At 44.3% G+C, this 20,527-nt stretch carries 11 protein-coding genes; all 11 read left to right on the top strand.

Annotated features, from left to right (window positions below; all coding sequences use genetic code 11):
- Positions 1–234 precede the first annotated feature (234 nt).
- The 11 genes from FD968_RS06290 to FD968_RS06240 all read left to right on the top strand — a co-directional run bounded on the left by FD968_RS06290 (position 235) and on the right by FD968_RS06240 (position 20,479).
- Positions 235–1,044: a YaiO family outer membrane beta-barrel protein gene (locus FD968_RS06290; RefSeq protein WP_215364734.1), complete on the top strand. Its 810-nt coding sequence runs from the start codon at positions 235–237 to the stop codon at positions 1,042–1,044.
- Between the two features lie 6 nt (positions 1,045–1,050).
- Positions 1,051–2,028 carry an NAD(P)-dependent oxidoreductase gene (locus FD968_RS06285; protein WP_215364733.1) on the top strand — a complete coding sequence of 326 codons (978 nt, stop codon included), beginning with the start codon at positions 1,051–1,053 and terminating at the stop codon, positions 2,026–2,028.
- Positions 2,029–2,116: 88 nt separating this feature from the next.
- Positions 2,117–3,130, top strand: a complete 1,014-nt coding sequence (locus FD968_RS06280) for a HEAT repeat domain-containing protein (RefSeq protein WP_215364730.1) — start codon at positions 2,117–2,119, stop codon at positions 3,128–3,130.
- Positions 3,127–4,587, top strand: a complete 1,461-nt coding sequence (locus FD968_RS06275) for a glycosyltransferase family 2 protein (protein WP_215364728.1) — start codon at positions 3,127–3,129, stop codon at positions 4,585–4,587. Before FD968_RS06280 ends, FD968_RS06275 begins: the two co-directional genes overlap by 4 nt.
- On the top strand, positions 4,584–5,864 hold the full coding sequence (locus tag FD968_RS06270) for a nucleotide sugar dehydrogenase (protein WP_215364725.1): 1,281 nt from the start codon (positions 4,584–4,586) through the stop codon (positions 5,862–5,864). Before FD968_RS06275 ends, FD968_RS06270 begins: the two co-directional genes overlap by 4 nt.
- A gap of 37 nt (positions 5,865–5,901) precedes the next feature.
- Complete coding sequence (locus FD968_RS06265; protein WP_251367518.1) at positions 5,902–7,128, top strand: HD domain-containing phosphohydrolase; 1,227 nt, start codon at positions 5,902–5,904, stop codon at positions 7,126–7,128.
- Between the two features lie 2 nt (positions 7,129–7,130).
- A complete protein-coding gene (locus FD968_RS06260) occupies positions 7,131–7,946 on the top strand; it encodes a GGDEF domain-containing protein (protein ID WP_215364723.1) in 816 nt (271 codons plus the stop codon).
- A 61-nt stretch (positions 7,947–8,007) separates the two neighbouring features.
- A complete protein-coding gene (locus tag FD968_RS06255; RefSeq protein WP_215364721.1) occupies positions 8,008–8,784 on the top strand; it encodes a formylglycine-generating enzyme family protein in 777 nt (258 codons plus the stop codon).
- Positions 8,785–8,937: 153 nt separating this feature from the next.
- Entirely contained in the window at positions 8,938–10,662 is a 1,725-nt protein-coding gene (locus tag FD968_RS06250; protein ID WP_215364720.1) for a M10 family metallopeptidase C-terminal domain-containing protein, read from the top strand.
- Positions 10,663–10,972: 310 nt separating this feature from the next.
- On the top strand, positions 10,973–11,275 hold the full coding sequence (locus FD968_RS06245) for a PilZ domain-containing protein (RefSeq protein WP_215364718.1): 303 nt from the start codon (positions 10,973–10,975) through the stop codon (positions 11,273–11,275).
- A 9-nt stretch (positions 11,276–11,284) separates the two neighbouring features.
- On the top strand, positions 11,285–20,479 hold the full coding sequence (locus FD968_RS06240; protein ID WP_215364717.1) for a peroxidase family protein: 9,195 nt from the start codon (positions 11,285–11,287) through the stop codon (positions 20,477–20,479).
- Positions 20,480–20,527: the final 48 nt, after the last annotated feature.

The following is a 20,527-nucleotide window of genomic DNA, read 5'->3' as shown; positions in this document are numbered from 1 at the left end:
CCCTTAGAAAGTGACGTATCTCTTCATAATGTGCTTAATCAGTCAATATTGCAATTCTTATTCTATTTCTTGGGTAAATTCCTAATAAATTAAATAAGTATTGCTATAGCGGCCACAGTGGAATAGGGTTGTCTTATTAGATTGAATTTCATATGGTGTGCTATTCGCAAATATTTCTCATCTCGTGCTAGAAGTCCACGAATAGTTATCGCAGGTTTTTTAACTTGCATTGCTTTGGTTTTGCCACAATTGGCTTATTCCCAAGAAGTGCCCAACCTGCAAACTGGCACTGGCGCATTGGAGGAGTTGTCTTTCAGCGGCTCCGTTCGTCCAGCAGTATTTGATGCTGCACCCTATATTGAAGTCGGCTCTAGTTTTGATCAATTAACCAATAACTACGCTAATTGGAGTAGTCAATATCTCAATCTTTCATTGCCACTGCATGAAAATGGTTTAGTCAATATTCAGGCGCAAAATGTTCAGCGTTTCAGCATGGTTGATCAAGAGCTTGATGTAACTTATGCCTATCCATTGAAATACGGCGTTATTAATATTGAAGGTGGATATTCTGCTAACCCCAATTTTTTACCGCAGACATCAGTAGGTCTCGGTTGGAATGGTAGATTACCGCAAAATTTTGGCTACATCATTGCTGCGAATCAAAAGCAGTACTCACAGTCTTACTCCAATGCCTCTACCAATTTATATAACCTCGGGCTAGAAAAGTATTGGGGGCAATTTCGTTTTGCTTATGTTGGGATGATTTCATCAATCAATCGCGACCAAGGATCATTTGCGTCTAAAGTTCAGGCGCAATGGATAGGTGAGACCAATAATCGCCTTGGCGTGACTTATGCCCAAGGTATGGAGCCTACTGTCGTGGCGCTCAATAATTTATCCAGCATTCAGTTTCAGTACATTCAACTCGATGGCTTGTATTGGATAAGCAAAACTATTGGCATCACATCAGCGGTTTGGCATGGCAAAGAAGGTTCTTACTACCAACGTAATGGCGGGCAACTTGGCCTGCGAGTTTCTTTTTAGGATGATATGAATATATTAATTACTGGTGGGGCAGGGTTCATAGGATCGCATCTAGTCGCTTACCACCTTGCAAAAGGTGACACTGTGCATGTAGTTGATGATTTATCAACCGGCCAAGTCGGCAACATCTCCGCACACTTTAAAGATCCTCACTTTCAATTTGATGAGGCCAATATCCTTACATGGGATGGTTTGAAAGAGGCGGCTCGTTGGTCAAATCGCATTTACCATATGGCTGCTATTGTTGGGGTGAAGAAAGTCTTAGAGGATCCTCGCGCAGTGATGGCTACCAATATGGCAGGAACTGAGCGAGTATTTAGAGCAGTAGCTGAAGTAAACCCCATGACTCAGATCATCGTTGCTTCGAGCTCAGAGGTTTATGGATTTAATACCAAGCCAGCATTCGTGGAAACGGACGACATCGTTTTGCGTTCAGCGGGGCGATTGCGCTGGTGTTATGCGGTCACTAAATTAGCCGATGAATTTTTAGCCTACTCATTTCTCAAAAAATCCCATATTAAAGTAGTCATTGTGCGTTTATTTAATACAGTAGGTCCACACCAAACTGGTAAGTATGGCATGGTGTTTCCGAACTTTATTAGGCAAGCGGTTCATGGTGAGCAAGTCACGGTATATGGCGACGGGTCGCAAACTCGCTCATTTTGTAATGTTGACGATACCGTCAGAGCTTTGGATATGTTGGCCTCAACTCCTGCGGCCAATGGTGAAATCGTTAACGTCGGCAATGATGATGAAATTTCCATTGGTGATCTAGCTAAATTAATCATTGAAAGATCGGGCAGTAAATCGGGTATTAAATATATTGGCTATGAAGCTGCTTACGGTCTAGAGTTTGAGGACATCACACATCGTCGACCGGTGATCCAGAAATTACAAGACTTAACAGGCTTTAAGCCGCGGTGGAGTTTGTATGACACGATTGATCAGCTCATTGCTCTTGAGCGCACCACTGGTCTGAAGTGAGTAGACTATTAATCTAGGATTAAGCCCTTCGGTTTCACCCATCTTTGTATTTTTTGCATACGGAGTACTTCTCCTATTAGTACTTGTCATGGCCCTGTCTATGGGCGTGATTATTTACAACCTATATGCTAACTACCGGCAAAAGCAGTATCTCGTTCAGTATGAACTTCTAAATAGCGGAATTAGTGCTTTTCTCAAGGGTGTTATCGCCAAGAACGCTCTCAAGGGGTTGGTGCTGGTACACCAAGAATGCCTAACAAGTGTATTGGCGCAGGTTGCACAAACGGCTAGTAAGGCTGATTGCCATAAGCTCATTGATATTCTGGTCGAATGTGAATCTACAGCAGTTGTCGATAAAGAGTTGCACCAGCTAAATGTTGGTAATTGGCATGAGAGACTAAATGCAGCCACGTATCTGCCATTTATTGCGCATACTGAAATCATCAGTGAGCCATTACTGGGCGCCCTTACGGATGAATTTTTAGATGTGCGGATTGCCGCTGCGAATTCTCTTGCGCAATTAGGTGTGGTGGCTGCCATAAAGCCAATTCTCATCAACTTAGCACTTGAGGGCACATGGCCAGTGCAACGATTAATAGAAATCATTGGGCAGTTTGATGTCGATGCAATACCCCATTTAAAAGCCTACCTAGAAGATTCTCATGCTAGCCATCCTGGTAGGCAGGTGGCGATTGCCAGCTTGGGAATTATCAAAGATGAGGCATCTGTAGCTTTCTTAGAGAAACTCAGCAATGATCAAAGTGTTGATATTCGGGTTTGGGTATATCGATCCTTGGGCCAACTGCAATATCCATCCGCCTTGCCGGCGTTATTAATTGGCATCAAAGATTCAGCCTGGGAAGTGAGGGCGACTTGCGCAAAAGCTTTGAAGCATTTTTCAGGCGAGCAGAGTATTGATTCGCTGCAAAAGGGGATGAGTGACTCAGTATGGTGGGTCAGATTGAACTGCGCGACATCACTCATGGCTATGGGTGCACCTGGTAAGTTGGCTTTAGAGAAAATGAATGATAGCCCCGATCAATTTGTTCGCGACATGAGTCAAATGACTCTCTCCCAAAATACAAACAAGGGGATCGTATGAGTCCCTGGCTTGAGCAAGATCTCATTTTCATTACACGATTGCTAATTGAGGGAATATTGGTGTATTTCCTCCTAATGCATTTGATTTATTTGCTGCTGATCATCCTAGGAGCGCTTGAGCAGAAAAAATATCACCAAGGAATTCATTTTGGCGAATTTAAGCGCATTAGTGAATCTAAATTAACCTTACCAATATCCATCGTGATCTCTGCGTATAACGAAGAGAAGATGATTGTCGATACCGTCCTCAATAGCTTGCAGCTTCGTTATCCTCAGTTTGAGGTCATTGTGGTTAATGATGGGTCTGAAGATAGTACCCTCAAGATACTCATAGAGCGATTCAAGATGTATCCCGCTGAACTGGTCTATAAGAAGCAGTTGCAGACTAACCCGATTAGGGCAGTTTACCGCTCTAATGACTTTCCATCTCTATTGGTGATTGATAAAGAGAATGGTCGAAGAGCGGATGCTAATAATGCAGGTGTGGATTACGCACGTTACCCGATTATTTGCCAGATCGATGCTGATTGCGTCCTAGAAGACGATGCCTTATTAAGGATGATTCGTCCTTTTCTAGAAGATGATTCTGTCGTTGCTGCTACCGGCATGATTCGACCATCCAATGGATTAATGGTTAGCAATGGGAAGATAGTCGATCGTTCCTTGCCGCAGCATTGGCTGCCCATGTTTCAGTATGTTGAGTATTTGCGCGCCTTTCAGTGGGCAAGGGCAGGCTTGTCGCGCCTTAACAGTATGTTGTGTATGTCGGGCGCCTATACCTTCATTCGTAAGGATATCTTTTTAAAAGTAGGCGGGGCTAATGTCAATGCAGTAGTGGATGACTTTGAGTTAACAGTCGATATTCACCGTTATATTCAGGAGCATAAAGATTTAGGCCCCATGCGAATCGCTTATGTACCTGACCCCGGTTGTTATTCAGAGGTTCCGGAAACCCTAAAGGCCCTTTCTTCGCAGCGAAACTTTTGGCAGCGCGCCATTCTGCAATCCATGATTTGGAATCGAGATATGATGTTTAACCCAAAATACCGCATGGTAGGCATGTTTGGAGTGCCCTTTTTCTTTATCTTTGAAGCACTCTCAGCCTTAGTAGAGGTAGCATCTTATCTATTGGCGCCTATTGCCTATTACTTTGGAATAGCTACCTTGGATGATGTCATCTTGCTCTTTATCTTTGGTGTGGTATTGGGTACGGTGTTATCTGTCTGTGCTGTCTTACTTCAGGAGTTTTCCCGTTTTAGACAAGATAGAACAAAAGACTTAATTCGCATGCTCAGCACGGGCTTTCTAGAGCAGTTCGGCTACCACCAATTTCATACCTATAGCCGTTTGATCGGTATCTATGACCTACTCGTGCGCGGAAAGATCGCTTATGGTTACCGAGTACGCTCTGGATATCTTACCCCTACTAATAATCAATATAAGAAAGACCAAAAATGACAACCATTGCAATCGTTGGGCTAGGATACGTCGGTATACCGCTAGCAGTAGAGTTTGGAAAAATATATCCGACGATCGGATTTGATCTTTACAAAGAAAAGATTGAACTATTCAAACAGGGAATCTCACCCACAGATGAAATTACTGCCGAAGAGTTGCGCTCGGCAACCCATCTGACATTTACCGATGAGCCCGCGCAATTAAGGAAGGCAGACTTCATTATCGTGGCTGTGCCAACACTGATTGATGAGGCTAACCAGCCCGACTTTTTGCCCCTCAAAAACGCTACTGAATTGGTCGGCCGTAATATGAAAGAGGGCGCCACGGTCGTTTATGAATCCACTGTCTACCCAGGCGCTACTGAAGAGGTTTGCATTCCGATTTTGGAATCCGCCTCTGGAATGATCTGGAAGAAAGGCTTTCATGTGGGTTATTCACCAGAGCGTGTAAACCCAGGAGATAGAACCCATACGCTGGTCAAGATCATCAAGATTGTTTCTGGAGATACTCCACAGACCTTGGAGATGGTTGCAGAAATCTATAGCAAGATCATTACCGCAGGAATCTTCAAGGCATCTTGCATCAAGGTGGCGGAGGCTGCAAAAGTGGTTGAGAACACTCAACGTGATCTCAATATTGCGCTGATGAATGAAGTAGCGGTCATTTCACATCTGGTTGGTATTGATACCAATGAGGTAATTGATGCTGCATCGACCAAATGGAACTTTATGTCAGTGCGACCAGGCTTGGTTGGCGGGCATTGCATTGGTATCGTGCCTTATTACTTAACCTATAAAGCAGAGATGTTGGGATATCACCCCGACGTAATTCTTGCAGGTAGAAGAATCAATGATGGTATGGGTAAATATATTGCTGATCAGGTAGTTAAGCAATTGATAGCTAACAATACCAATATTAAGGGCGCCAAAGTCAATGTTTTTGGTTTGGCATTCAAGCCGGACGTTCAGGACACCAGTAACTCCAAAATAGTAGATGTTATTGCTGAGCTCAAAAGCTTTGGAGTCGATGTTTATGTATATGACCCAGTTGTTAAAGTGAGTGATGCTAAAGCACGTTACAACATCGATCTGATTCCATGGGATGAGCTTCCCGTTGCTGATGCCCTAGTGATGGCTACGCCCCACCAAATATTTCTAGAGATGCCGCTTGATAGACTTTTATCCAAGGTATCAAAGGGCGGCGAATTTTTTGATATTTATAGCAGCTTTGATCAAGCCCATATTGAGTTATGCGGATTAGTAGTGTGGCGCTTATAAATGACCCAGGGGATCAATATAGGAACATAATCAAAGGATGACCAACAAATCCCTTAGTAACTTCGTTTCTGATAATGCTGCTGACCTCAAGCAAGAGATGCAGAAGCGCGGAGCTGCTTTATCAGCTCTTTCAGAGGCTGCAGCAGCACTCGCGAGAGCAAGTTCGACCGATGCATTGATCCGGGAAGTTTGTTCTGCCATTGCATCAAAAACTCCCTATGTCTTAGCTTGGGTTGGCAAGGCTGAAGACGATGCCGAAAAGACAGTGACCATCATGGGTGGCTCTGGTTCTGCCATAGCCTATACAAAAGATATTTTGATCACTTGGAATGATCAAATTCCATCAGGCTTAGGTCCTGCTGGCGCTTGTATACGCTCCGGCAAAACTACTTTCGTAATAGATTCAGAGACTGATCAACAGTTTTTGCCTTGGCGTGACAGAGCACGAAAATATGGCATACGCTCTGCGATTGCTTGTCCTATTCAGGATGGTGTAGAGAAGTTGCGCCGTTGTTTATTGGTGTATTCATCCGAACCCAATTCTTTTGGAGAAACCGAAATTGAGCTTTTTCAAAGTCTTGCACATGAAATTGGATTTGGTCTTCGCTCTATCGAACGACAAAGGCAGTTGGATGAGCAAATTCATCAAAAACAGCTGACACAGGAGCGCCTGGCAAGCGCATTGCGCTCCACTATTGAGGCGATGTCTAGAACCATGGAGTGGCGAGATCCCTATACCGCAGGACATCAGAAACGAGTGGCTTTGATTGCAATGAGAATTGCGGATAAGTTGGGGTGGAGTAATGAAGATTCCCAGGCACTCTATATGGCAGGAATGGTCCACGATATTGGTAAGGTAGCAGTGCCCTCAGAAATTCTGACCAAGCCAACACACTTGACTGACTTAGAGATGAAGATGGTGCAAGGGCACGTAGAGGCTGGCTATCAAATTCTGAAAGATATTCCTTTTCCATGGCCGATAGCTGAGGCAGTCTATCAGCATCATGAGCGCTTAGATGGTAGTGGCTACCCAAATGGATTAAAAGGCGATGCAATTTCTCAAGGGGGTCGTATCTTAGCTGTGGCTGATACGATTGAGGCGATGTCCACCCATCGCCCCTATAGGCCAGCAAGGGGCTTAGCTGCTGCAATGGATGAAATTCAAGCAGAGTCCGGCGTGAAGTTAGATTCAACAGTAGTGAATGCCGCTCTAGATTTATTAAAAGAGGGCAATGAGCTGCAAAAAATTATTGAGTCTGTCTAACGATGATTCTGGCGCTATCCCTCTATTCAGTCGCATTAGCGGCTCAACTTATAGCGGTTCTTTATGCTATTTATCTTTTTACCCTTTCTAAGTCCTACCGATTAGCTGGCGGTTGCCTGGCTATTGGCCTAGGTCTAATGCTGGGTAGACGACTTAATCCGATTGTCTTTATTTGGAATGGTGGTGACATCAATATTGTCGATGCCTTTTTAGTGGTACCGATATCAGGCTTTCTATTATTGGGCGTACTTCATATCAAAGCCTTATTAAATCGCTTGGAAGTACAAAATTTTTCATTAGGCCAAATATCCAAGATAGACCCGCTCACTTTAGCCTTGAGTCGTGCCGAGACCTTCGCTAGATCTGAACTAGAAATCCTAAAAAGTTTTCGTAGTAAAAAAAGTATTGCTTTCATGATGGCGGATATCGATCACTTTAAAAATATCAATGATGCCTATGGTCATCCCATAGGGGATGTCGTGCTCACCAATTTGGTCAAGACTTGTCAAATGGAGTTGCGCGAGATTGATATTTTTGGTCGTGTAGGAGGTGAGGAGTTCCTCATTGTTTTGCCTGAAACTACTCAAGAAAAAGCCCAAGAGGTTGCGGAGCGCTTGCGCATCTTAGTTTCAGAAACTATCTGCGCAACCGCACAAGATCAAGAGATCCGCATTACGATCAGCATCGGACTGGTGATGTTTGACCCTCTCAAAGCTATGGATAACGATCCAAGCTCAATCCTAAAAGATTGTTATAACGCTTGTGATCAGGCAATGTACCGCGCTAAGCAAGCCGGCAGAAACCAGATCAGCACATAAAACACATATTTGCTTTATAAATACTGCATTGTTGACTATTTATTGCAGGTGAGTCCTTGGTATGAAAAAGTTTGATATCTCCACCATCCTCTTTGGCATATTGCTTACAGCAATTGCTGTGTATTTCATGCTGAGATCTGCGCCAAGTCAAAGTGCTCCCGCAACATCCATATCCAATACTCAGATTGGTGATTTAGTTTGGGATCAAACTGAAATGACGATCGGTGATGTTAAAACATTTGCAAATGCAACAGGATTTACCAGTCAAGCAGAAAAAAATGGCGGGGGCCTTTCTTATGAGGCAGGCTTTGTCCAAAAGAAAGGGTGGACCTGGAAGACGCCATATGGTGTGCCTGCAAGAGATGCAGAACCAGCAGTGCACCTCAATCAAAAAGAAGCTGAGTCCATTTGTCGTTATTTCGACAAACGTTTACCTACCGATGCTGAATGGGCAAGTGCTGCTTTCTTGGAGCAAAGATCTAATCCACCTAGTGGATATGTCAAAGGACAACGTTATCCATTTCCGGGTGGGGCTACCCCAACACCATCACACTGTTTAAGTGCTTGTGGAGATTACAAAGGACTTGCACCAGCAGGCGCATTGAATCGTGGAACGGGGCACGTCGCGACAAAGACAACTAAGCCGGGTGTGAATGGTTTATACGACATGGGTGGCAATGTCTGGGAGTGGACTGCCACAGAAAGAAACGGTGGCTACATTACTCGGGGTGCTTCGTGGTGGTACGGACCAGAACGACAGCAAGAGTCTGATGTGGAATCTAAGCCAGCAGATATTGCTGTTGTCTATATTGGCTTTCGTTGTGTCAGGAATCCCTAATCCATATTTACCCTGATTAAGGACGATCCTTTTGCAGTGAGTGCTTAGTATCTACATACTCTTTTGGGCCTATTTCAGCGTTTTTACTAGTTTTTACGGTATCTAGTTGTTAATCTGACGTGAATTTAATTCCTGATTTTCGTCATCGCTTTTATGGCAACTAAGCCCACCTATACAACGAGTCAAATTACGACTCAGTTAACCACCTCTTGGGGTAGTACTTATACGGGCTATCAATTTACGTGGATTTCATCTGCCACAACGCCAATCACCTATTCGATTAATACGGTAACACCCACGAACTCCGGGTCAGCGCCCTTAGAGGGCGGTGCTTCATTGGTAGCAATGACGCCAACCCAAGTCACTACAGCAAGACTTGCCTTCCAGTTGTGGGCAGATTTGATGGCCAAGCCATTGGTGGAGAGTGCTAATAATCCAGCTGCCAATATCACGCTGGATTATTCCAGCAATACGGGTGGTGGCACTTATACCGTTCCATTTGGAACCGTCAATACATCTACCAAGACCGCCTCTTTAACTGCAGAGCAAGTGTGGATGAGCTCAAGCTGGACAACGAATGCCGATAGTGGCATGGCATTGGGAGCCTATGGTCTATTGACGATGATTCATGAGATTGGGCATGCACTTGGGCTTTCACATCCAGGCGCATACAACGCGGGTAGCGGCGGCACGATAACTTATGCCACCAATGCTGTCTTTGCTCAGGACAACCGTCAATACACCGTGATGTCCTATTTTGGAGGATATTTACCGGGATCTGGCTGGCAGCAAGACGGTACAACCCTGACGTATATCTATCCTCAGACACCAATGGTGTATGACATCGTGGCTATTCAGTTTAAGTATGGTGCAAACATGAGCACCAGAACTGAAGATACAACCTATGGATTTCATTCAACAGTTGGGGGCATTGAGGCAGCGATCTATGACTTCACTATTAATAAAACACCAATTCTGACAATTTGGGATGCGGGGGGTGTGGATACGCTAGATCTCTCTGGAAGTTCAGCTAATCAAAATATTGACCTGACTCCAGGTGCTTATTCTTCTGTTGACGGGATGACAAACAATGTTGCCATTGCATTCAACACAACTATCGAGCGCGCAATAGGCGGAAGTGGCAACGACACCTTAACTGGTGGAAGTTCCAGCTCCTTTTTAGATGGTGGCGCCGGTAACGATCTATATATTATTAAACTAGCTGGTGACCATACATCAAGCAATCTGATTCAGGATTTAGCCGGTAGCAAAGATGAAATTCGCTTCACTTCAACGATCGCCTCAACCCTAAAACTAAATAGCGCCGATACTGGTATTGAGTTAGTGACTATTGGGACGGGAACAGCAGCTACAGCGGTTTCTACAGGAACAACAGCGCTCAATATAGACGCTTCAGCAATGAAATCTGCCTTAACTATCGTTGGCAATGCTGGTGCTAATAATTTAATTGGTGGATCTGGCAATGACACCATCTTTGGTGGCGCCGGAAATGATACGCTGACTGGAGGAGGTGGTGCTGATTACTTTGTATTTAATTCGACATTAAGTACATTAGCTAATTTAGACCTTATTACCGACTTTCAGGGTGGCGTAGATCACCTGCAGTTGAGCAAGTCGATATTTAAATCACTCTCAACTACAACGACATTGTCGCTAACCCAGTTTTATGAAAACACTACCACCACTACTGTTGCTGCAAATAGTGCTACTGATTACTTAATTTATATGTATAAAACAGGTGGGCTCTACTATGATGCCGATGGAAGCAAGGCTACCTCAAGCCCAATAGAAATCGCAGTTATAGGTTCTAGTACCCACCCCCACTTTACGGTTAGCGACATTCTGCTAGTTGCTTAAGCCCTCTTTAGACCCTTTCAAGAAGGGTTTCTCAATTCTTGCTTTATCAACTTATTCCTTTGGTTAGGGTAGGCCTTCTATTACGAAAGTTATAGTCCGTAATGAAGGCTAATGACCTTTCTACTAGGTGGTCTACTGATCGCAATACTAGGACATCCAAATAAAAGTTGGGATATTACTCACACTTTTTCCACTCAAAAAATAATTAAAAGTCACTATTGAGAAGAGTACGCGTTACTCATTTCTCCGCTTCATCTGATCTCTATCCTTTGTCCATGAGCAAATTGACTCTTTAAAGTACTTTTATTGGATGAGCGTGAGACAACAAATTAAAAAACACCAGCCAAGGGCGGAGCGAATTGAATCCAATATTCCTCTGCAGATCAATGGTTTGGTTACCAGCGCAAAAGACATTAGCGCAACAGGGATTTTTTTCGAACTCGATGAGACTCACGAGGTTGGATCAAAAATTCAATTCCAACTTGACATCAGAACGCCTGGGGGGCCGCTGGTAGTGATCTGCGAAGCCCAGGTCACACGAGTTGTGAAAAAGAACGGCCAATTTGGTATTGGCGCAAAAATTTTGAATCAAGAAATTAAAGCAGGGAAATAAGGAAAAATTATGGCTACTACATCAACTTACAAATTACGTTCTTTTGCCATTAATGGCTCTGATCTTTCATTCCTGTATTCGCAGGTAACCTTCAAGCCGCTCTTTGACAAGAATGGCGTGCCTATTGTTAATTGGGCAGGTACAACTGCTATTTATGACATTAATGGCAAGAAACTCTATGACCCTAATGATTTGGCCTTTAATGCAACACAAGGCCTCTCGGCCATTGATAGCGTTACGGCAGCGCTTGCTTATTTTGGTACCTCTTATGATTCTGTAACTGATGCATCTGGCCTTCGAAACGTTTCGGGCTTGATGAATAACATCATCCAGGGGCATAGTCACTGGGGTCAGGCAGATACGCCGTTCATTCGCCTGGTAAAGGCGGATTTCAATAGCTACACTAAAACTTATGCACCAGATACAACTGGCGCTAGCTATGGCAATAATTTTGCTGCTGGACAAACTGCCTATGACTCATTAGGTGTTGCTCACACAACCACTGCTAGAGCCATGACAACTGATTACTCCACTACTAAAGGAGTGAATGGAGCAGTTGTTCAGCATACTGTGACTGACTATACCCCTCGTATGATTAGTCTCTTGACGACTACAGCAGGCGTTACCTATGACACAGATCCAGTTACTGGAAGAATTGTCTTTACCAATGGCCTTGCACAGGTAAAAGACTGGGGTATGTTATCTGCTGATAATGGCGGTCAGATTGACTATCAGAATCGTGATGGCGTTACTGCAAAATTAGATGCTTATGGCCACTTAGTTAAAGATGCTAATGGCGTAGTGCAAACTCTGAATAATCACGATGCCAACGGTAATATTACTAATCCTGAACAATTTGTAGGCTCAATTAACCCAGGTGTATCTCCTAATAACGGTTGGTTTGCCTTGTTTGGACAGTTTTTTGATCACGGCCTAGACTTTGTGGCAAAGGGTGGACAAACCGATGGTGGAAAAGTCACCAAGGTTGTCATTGCTTTATCTCCTACTGATCCTTTGTATGTGGCGCCTGCCTATCCTGGAGATCCAAACGCTGTCACAAGCATGACGATTAGTCGTGCGACAGTAGCTGGGTTCGATGCAAAAGGGGATCCGTACTATAACGATCACGATTCTCCTTATATTGATCAAAGCCAAACATACGGTTCAAATAGCCAAATTACCAATTTCTTGCGCGAATGGGTATCTACCGATGGCGGTAATACCTATCATGCTGGCACTAACCTGTTTAACGGTTCCACATCTGTTGCTTGGACTAAAGCCGATGGCAGTACAACTCATGAGACATTGCCTACGATCAATGAATTACGTGCCCAGCTTTTGGCAACCCATCGTTCAGACTTAACTTGGGAAGATATTTCTAACTTTAGAAATCGTGATGCTACTGGAAATGTCCAGGTAGATGCATTTGGGAAGCTAGTCAATGGCACTTCAGGCTCAGCTCTTCTGTTGGATATGAATCCGCACTTTGATGTAACTAAGGGTACAAATACTAGCGGCCACATAACCCAAAGTTTGCTCAATCAGATTAATGCGCAGGCAGTAAAAGAAGGCCTATTAATTACTCCTACAAATCCTACTGCACCGCTGAAGTATTACGATGCTAATAATCAGTTAAGCACAGATGCAAACGGTAATCTTCCGCTCTACCCAGGAAATGGCCCGAGCCTGTTTGATTTAATTGATTTTGCAACCTTTAATCCAGTTTCTACTCTCAGTGCCACTATGAAGGCGTTGGTTGGCGAATTGTTATTGGAATCTGTAGGTGATCACTATGTAGCTGGTGATGGCCGCGTTAACGAAAACATTGGTTTAACTGCTATTCACCATGTATGGCATGAAGAGCATAACTATCAAGTTGCTAACCTACAGGCTAGTATTGCTGCTCAAGATGCGGCTGCTACATTGAAGGGTGATACAACCCATACAACCCTGCATAACTGGCAAATTGCGACAAGCGTGATGGATGCCCAAGGCAACTATCGCTTGAACACAGGCGAAATTAGTTGGGATCCCGAAAAGATCTTCAATGCTGCTAAGTTGATTAATGAGATGGAATATCAGCACGTTGCGGTTGACCAATATGCCCGTAGCGTTACTCCAAACTTACCTGAATTCGTAGGCTACAACAGTAATATTGATGCCAGCATTTCTGATGAGTTTGCTCAAGTTGCCTTCCGTTTTGGTCACACAACTATTCGTGAAACGATTGATACGATCGATCCAACGGGTGGTTTAACTGGAAGAATCATGAGTTTGACACTCAAAGATTCATTCCTGAACCCAAGTTTGTTTGCAAGCGTTGGCGCTGGATCTATTGCTTTGGGTATGTCCCATCAGCAAATGAATGCGGTCGATGAGTTTGTCACCCCGGCCTTAAATCAAGGTTTGCTTGGTCAGCCTCTCGACTTAGCAGCAATCAATATTGCTCGCGGTCGTGATATGGGCATGGCTACTCTCAATGAGATGCGGGCTGCCTTAGGCTCTGCAGGTAAGCAAAACTTTGCTGCTTATGCCAACTGGAGCGAGTTCGCTCAAAACATGAATCATCCAGATAATCTGGTGAACTTCATTGCTGCATATTCATATGATGGTGATCTTCAGCGTGCCACAGCATTATTTAATCTCTTTAATACAGGCATAGAAGTTAAAGCTGATAAAGACTACATGGCTTCCAAAGGCTATACCTACACCCTAAAAGCGGCTAGCGACATGATGTTAGTCGATAAAGGCATTGATCATGTGGATGCATGGTTGGGCGGTTTAGCTGAAAGATGTGTACTCGGTGGTTTGTTGGGTGAGACCTTTGATGCGATCTTCTTAGATCAAATTGAGCGTTTGATGGACGGCGATCGCTTCTACTACCTCTATCGCTTAGTGGGCCAACAGATGGGTGATCAGGTTGGTAACGAGCAGTTCAAGGATATCGTCGAACGTAATACGGGCGTTACCCATTTGAACGGAAATATTTTTGCTTATGCAGATCAGTACTATGATTTATCTGCAAAGGCTCTTTCATCATCAAGTCAGGGTATTGAGCATAAGTATGCCGATGCTTTAGCAGTTTATGAAGCTGCAAATCCTAGCAAGCATATTGGCGTATTTACTGACGGCACCAATAACACAGGCCTTTCAGGTGAATTGCTTAACGGCACACTTCAGACCATTAATGGTAAGCAGTACATTTATGACCTTCGCCCAGAGATGATGGTGGGTGAAACCAATCTTGATGGCACCCCAACTACAGGTGCTAATTCATCAGAAGTATTGGTTGGTACGGCATATGACGACTTCATCTCAATGCAGGGTGGTGATGACACAGCTTATGCTGATGGCGGTAACGACATCATCTACGGTGGTGATGGCATGGATAAGCTCTATGGCGGAACTGGCAGCGATACAATTTTTGGTGGCGAGGCGCCTGACGTCATCGACGGTGGTGATGGTAATGACTTAATTTACGGTCAAGGTAGTGGTACTGCCATGAACGGCTCAGACCAGTTAATTGGTGGAAGCGGTAACGACACTATTTATGGTGGTGATGGTATTGATAAGCTGTCAGGCGAAAGTGGTGATGATGTTATCTACGGCGGTGCTGATACTGACCCATTCACTCATGGTGGTGATGGTAATGACTTTATCGATGGCGGTAGTTCTGGAGATTTGCTATACGGCGATAACGGCGACGATATCATCCTTGGTGGTTCAGACCAAGACGTTCTCGAAGGTGACAACGGTGATGACATCTTGCGCCCAGGCCCAATGTCGGCGGCAGCACTTGCAGCTGGACCAGATGAAGTGTGGGGCGGTGATGGTGTAACCGATACTGGCTTTGACATTATGGATTTGAGCGATTGGGCTCTCAGTCCAACAGGCGTAACAGCCGATTTTGCTACTCAGTCAGCCCCTCAGGCAACAGTAAAAGGCGGCACTAACTTCCCAGCCTGGTTTCAGGTTGAAGGTTTAGTTGCAACTGCCAATAACGACACGATTATTGGCGATGCTAATGGCAACTGGTTAATTGGTGGTAGTGGTAATGACACCATTACTGGTGGTGCTGGTAATGACGTCATTATTGGTAACAGCATCCGCTTAGATACCCTGGATGGTACCTATCAAGTTGGTGGCACTAATACTGCCTATAGTTTCTCGATTGATGGAGCAACCAATAGGGCAGGCAGTGCTGTTACTGGCGCCACTCTAGCAAGCAATGGTCTGTTAGATAGCAATACTCTGAAATCTGGTGGTGTAGCGCTATTTGATAAGCACTTTACTGACATGCTCAGTACAGAGCTATTCAAAAATACCGTTCTTGGTGATGATGTTGCTCAGGTAGGTGGTAGCGGCACAGGTAAAAATATGGCCGTATATTCAGGTGCGCATACCGATTACACTTTTACAAAAGTAACTTATAACTCGCAAAATGAAGGCGCCATTACTAATGCCTATAAGGTTGTAGATAAAAGAGGAGATACCTTTACTGATGCCAATGGCATAGTTCAGTCTGGCGATGGTACTGACTTAGTTGTGGGTATTGATTACTTCCAGTTTAGCGATGGTGTTTACACTGCGACTGGCACTAAGATAACCCCAACAGTCATGCAGGCTCCAGCACCATCTGGTGGATTACTGCAAATTGGATCCAATCCTGTAGCACTTCCTGCCGCTGGTGTCTCTACTAATGAAAATAGTACAAGCTCGATTGTTTCTTTAGTTGCTAGTGGTGCTGCAGGAAGTCAATTTGCTATCAGTTTAAATAGGACGCAGAACGATAGTGATTTATTCCAAGTTTCTAAAGATGCTGTAACGGGTAACTGGAATCTGTCATTCAAGGCTGGCGCTAACTTTGAGAGCTTGACACATGCTCCAACGTATACCGTTAATTTGATATCTACCGATACCACATTGGGGATTTCATCGGAGCAATTGTTGACTGTCAACCTCAGCAATCTGAATGAAACTGCTACTGGTAGCATTGATATTGCGGGCTACTCTGTTGCTAAGTCAGGCGCCAATAATGTGGCAAAGTTAAATGCCGTTAATCTTGCTTATGATCCTGATTTGGTGTCACCTTCTAATCCCACTGGTGCAGTTACTGGTGTGAATGCTACTGGAACAACTGAGTACCAGTGGGAGTCATCTACTAATAATGGAACCACTTGGACCAAGATTAATGGTGCGACAGGTGCAAGCTATACGGCGCCGACGAGTGCTGGTCTATATCGTGTGACGACTACGTATACAGACCCATTTGGAGTTCAAAAAGTTATTTCGGGACAAACTGCTACTGTAGGCACTAACTCAGGCACCACAATGACAGCGTCCGGCTCTCAGTCACTTATGCTTGGCTTAGATGGCAATGACACGATGACCGGTACTGCAGGCAACGATACCTTGGATGGAGGCGCTGGTAATGACTCTATGAGCGGTGGCTTGGGCAACGATATTTATGTCGTTGATAGTGGAACTGACGCTATTTTCGAAAACGCTGGAGTTAATACAGGTACTGATACTGTCTATTCCTCAGTTAGCTACACACTACCTGCTAACGTAGAGAATCTCGTTCTCACAGGTACAGCAAATATCAACGGTACTGGAAATACTCTTGATAATGCGATTACTGGTAATACTGGTAACAACATTCTTTCGGGCCTTGCAGGTAACGATACCTTGACCGGTAGTGGCGGTAATGACACTCTGATTGGTGGTACAGGTGACGATACCTATGTTGTTACAGCACAGGTTACTAATGCAGTTAATACCCTGACCATTACTGAGAATACAAATGAAGGTATTGACACTATTCAAAGTTCTGCAACCTTTACATTGGCATCTTTAACCAATATTGAAAACCTCACTTTGATTGGTTCAAATGCGATCAATGCTACAGGTAATGCTGGCAACAACGTAATGATTGGTAATGATGGTAATAATATCCTTGATGGTGGAGCTGGTGATGACACTTTAAATGGTGGAAATGGTTCAGACCAGTTAGTGGGTGGAGTTGGCAATGATACGTATGTAGTCGATACTGCATCTGACCTCATTATTGAAAACGTTAATGCTGGTACTGATACTATTCAAAGCTCTGTCACCTTTAGCCTTGCTAATATAGTCAACGTCGAGAATCTGACCCTCACAGGTACAGGCAATATCGATGGCTCCGGAAACTCTTTAGCAAACGTGATTACCGGTAATGCCGGCAATAACCAGCTTTATGGCGGTGGAAACGATATCTTGATCGGTGGTAATGGTAACGATACTTACTATATAAATGCTATAGGCAATACTCTTACCGAACAGAGCAACGAAGGTATTGATACTGTCATTAGTTCAATTGACTTTACCTTAGGTAACAATTTAGACAACCTAACGCTCACAGGCCTTACTGCAATTAATGGCACTGGTAATTCTTTAGACAACTACATTATCGGAAATGAGATCGATAACGTATTGACTGGTAGTGCTGGTAACGATACTTTCAATGGCGGTTCAGGTAAGGACATATTAATTGGTGGCGACGGTAATGACGTTTACGATGTGGATACAACTACAGATGTCATTACCGAAGCTTCTGGAATCGCTGGTGGAGTCGATACCGTGCGGGCTTATATTGATTATGATTTACTCAATGTGGCTAACGTTGAAAACCTGACATTAATGGGTGCTGCAATCAACGGCACTGGTAATGCTGGCAATAACGTGATTACTGGTAATGCCGGCAACAATAGCCTCTCAGGCGGTGCAGGTAATGATACCTTGATTGGCGGTGGCGGCAACGACACTTTAAATGGTGGCGCTGATGACGATACTTATATTGTTGATTCACAGCTCACTTCTGGTTCCGTGATTGATAGCTCAGGAACCGATACTATTCAAAGCTCTGTCAGTTTTTCATTAGTGGACTTTAATAATGTGAATGCTGCGATTGAGAATTTGGTCCTCACGGGCTCTGCAATTGCAGGTACTGGTAATGGTCTTAACAATACGATTACTGGTAATAGCGGTAATAACGTGCTTGATGGTGGTGCTGGTGCTGACATCATGATCGGTGGCTCAGGTAATGACACCTACACGGTAGATAACATCGGTGATGTTGTAACTGAGAATGCGGCTGAGGGTACTGATACTGTATTTTCATCCCTAACCTACACTATCAGTACGAATCTAGAAAACCTCACTCTGACTGGTGCAAGCAATATCGATGGTATTGGTAATGATGTTGATAACGTGGTCACTGGTAACATAGGCAATAACAGCCTGTCAGGCGGTCTAGGTAACGACACGCTGATTGGCGGTAAAGGTAATGACACGCTGGATGGTGGTGCAGGTACTGATACGGCCAGCTATGCTAGTGCGACTGGTGCTGTTACAGTGAACTTAACAGCTGGTTTGGTCACTGGTGGTGATGGTAACGATACCTTAAGCAATATTGAAATTGTGATTGGTAGTAATTTGAATGACACCTTCACTGGGCGTAGCAGCGGTGCTGATACGATGAGCGGCGGTTTAGGCGACGACTCATACAACGTCAATAATTTAGATGATGTCATCATCGAGAATGCGAATGAGGGTACTGATACTGTAATTTCCTCATTAACAAGCTACATCCTGGGTAACGACATTGAGAATCTCACTCTCACTGGCTCCGCCATTAACGGCACAGGCAATACGCTTAATAACCTGATTATTGGTAACTCAGCTGCAAATAGCTTGGTGGGTGATGCTGGAGATGACACATTAAATGGTGGCGGTGGTACAGATACCCTTAACGGTGGCGCAGGAAATGATACTTATATCGTTACAGCACAACAATCCACAACTACTGTTGTAGATAGTGCCGGTACGGATACTATTCAAAGTTCTGCAGACTTTACACTGGCAACTCTCACGTATATTGAGAATCTCACCCTTACTGGCTCTGCTATTAATGGCACTGGTAATACAGTGGCAAACGTGATTACCGGTAATGCTAGTAATAACGTTCTTGATGGTGGTACAGGTGCCGATACCATGATTGGTGGGGCAGGTAATGATACCTATACAGTGGACAACGCTGGTGATGTGGTGACCGAGAACGCCAACGAGGGAACCGATACCGTAAATTCATCGGTAACCTACACTCTTGCTGCCAATATTGAGAATCTAACTCTCACAGGCACTACTGCCATTAACGGTACAGGTAACACTGGTAACAACGTGCTTACGGGGAACACTGCTAATAATAATTTGTCTGGTGGCGCAGGAAATGACACGCTGATTAGCGGTGGCGGTACTGACACACTCGTTGGCGGTATTGGTGACGATACCTATAGAGTTGTTAACACCCAGACAGTGGTTACCGAAAATGCTAATCTGACGTTAGCAGGATTTGTTATTGTCAATGAGGGCGTCGATACTGTGGAGGCTGATATCACTTCAGGAACCTATACCTTAGGGGCTAATATCGAGAAGCTGATTTTGTTGGGTGGTACTGCAAACATCAACGGTACTGGTAATACTCTCAACAACACTATTACTGGAAATAATGGCAATAACACTCTCGATGGTGGCACTGGCGCAGATACGATGATTGGTGGAGCAGGCAATGACACCTATGTAGTAGATAACACTGGTGATGTTGTAACTGAGGTGGCAGGCGGTGGAACGGATATCGTGAATTCATCTGTAACGTTCACATTGGGCGCTGAAGTTGAAACTCTCAACTTGACTGGAGCAGCTGCGATTAATGGTACTGGTAATGCTACCGCTAACACCATTGTTGGTAATAGTGGAGCCAATATCCTGAATGGCGGCCTTGGTAATGACAGCTTGACTGGCGGTGGTGGTGTTGATTACTTTGTTTTCAATTCTGCAACTGGATCAACTAATGTGGATACGATCACTGATTTTAAAATTAATGGCGATGCAGATCTATTGCAATTTAGTAAGGCAGTTTTTAGTAAAGTCACGGCCGCTTCAGGTTCCGGAGCAGGTACTGCGATAGGGGCAGCAGAATTTACCTCTGGTGCTGGTACCATAGCTGCGACTACTACTGCCCAGCACTTTATCTACAACACTACTGATGGTGCACTGTATTACGATGCCGATGGTAGTACCGCAACAATCGCGGCTGTTAAGGTGGCAATTATTGGAACTACTAGCCACCCAGGCTTAGCTGCGGGAGATATTCACATCATTGCTTAAGTAATGGAGATGCTGTATTCCTGCTAGGATAAGGGGTGCTTCTATTGA

It is taken from the genome of Polynucleobacter sp. AP-Titi-500A-B4 (genome assembly GCF_018688095.1).
GTDB lineage: Bacteria > Pseudomonadota > Gammaproteobacteria > Burkholderiales > Burkholderiaceae > Polynucleobacter.
The sequence above is the reverse complement of the archived record's forward strand: the minus strand, read 5'-3'. Positions and strand labels throughout refer to the sequence as shown.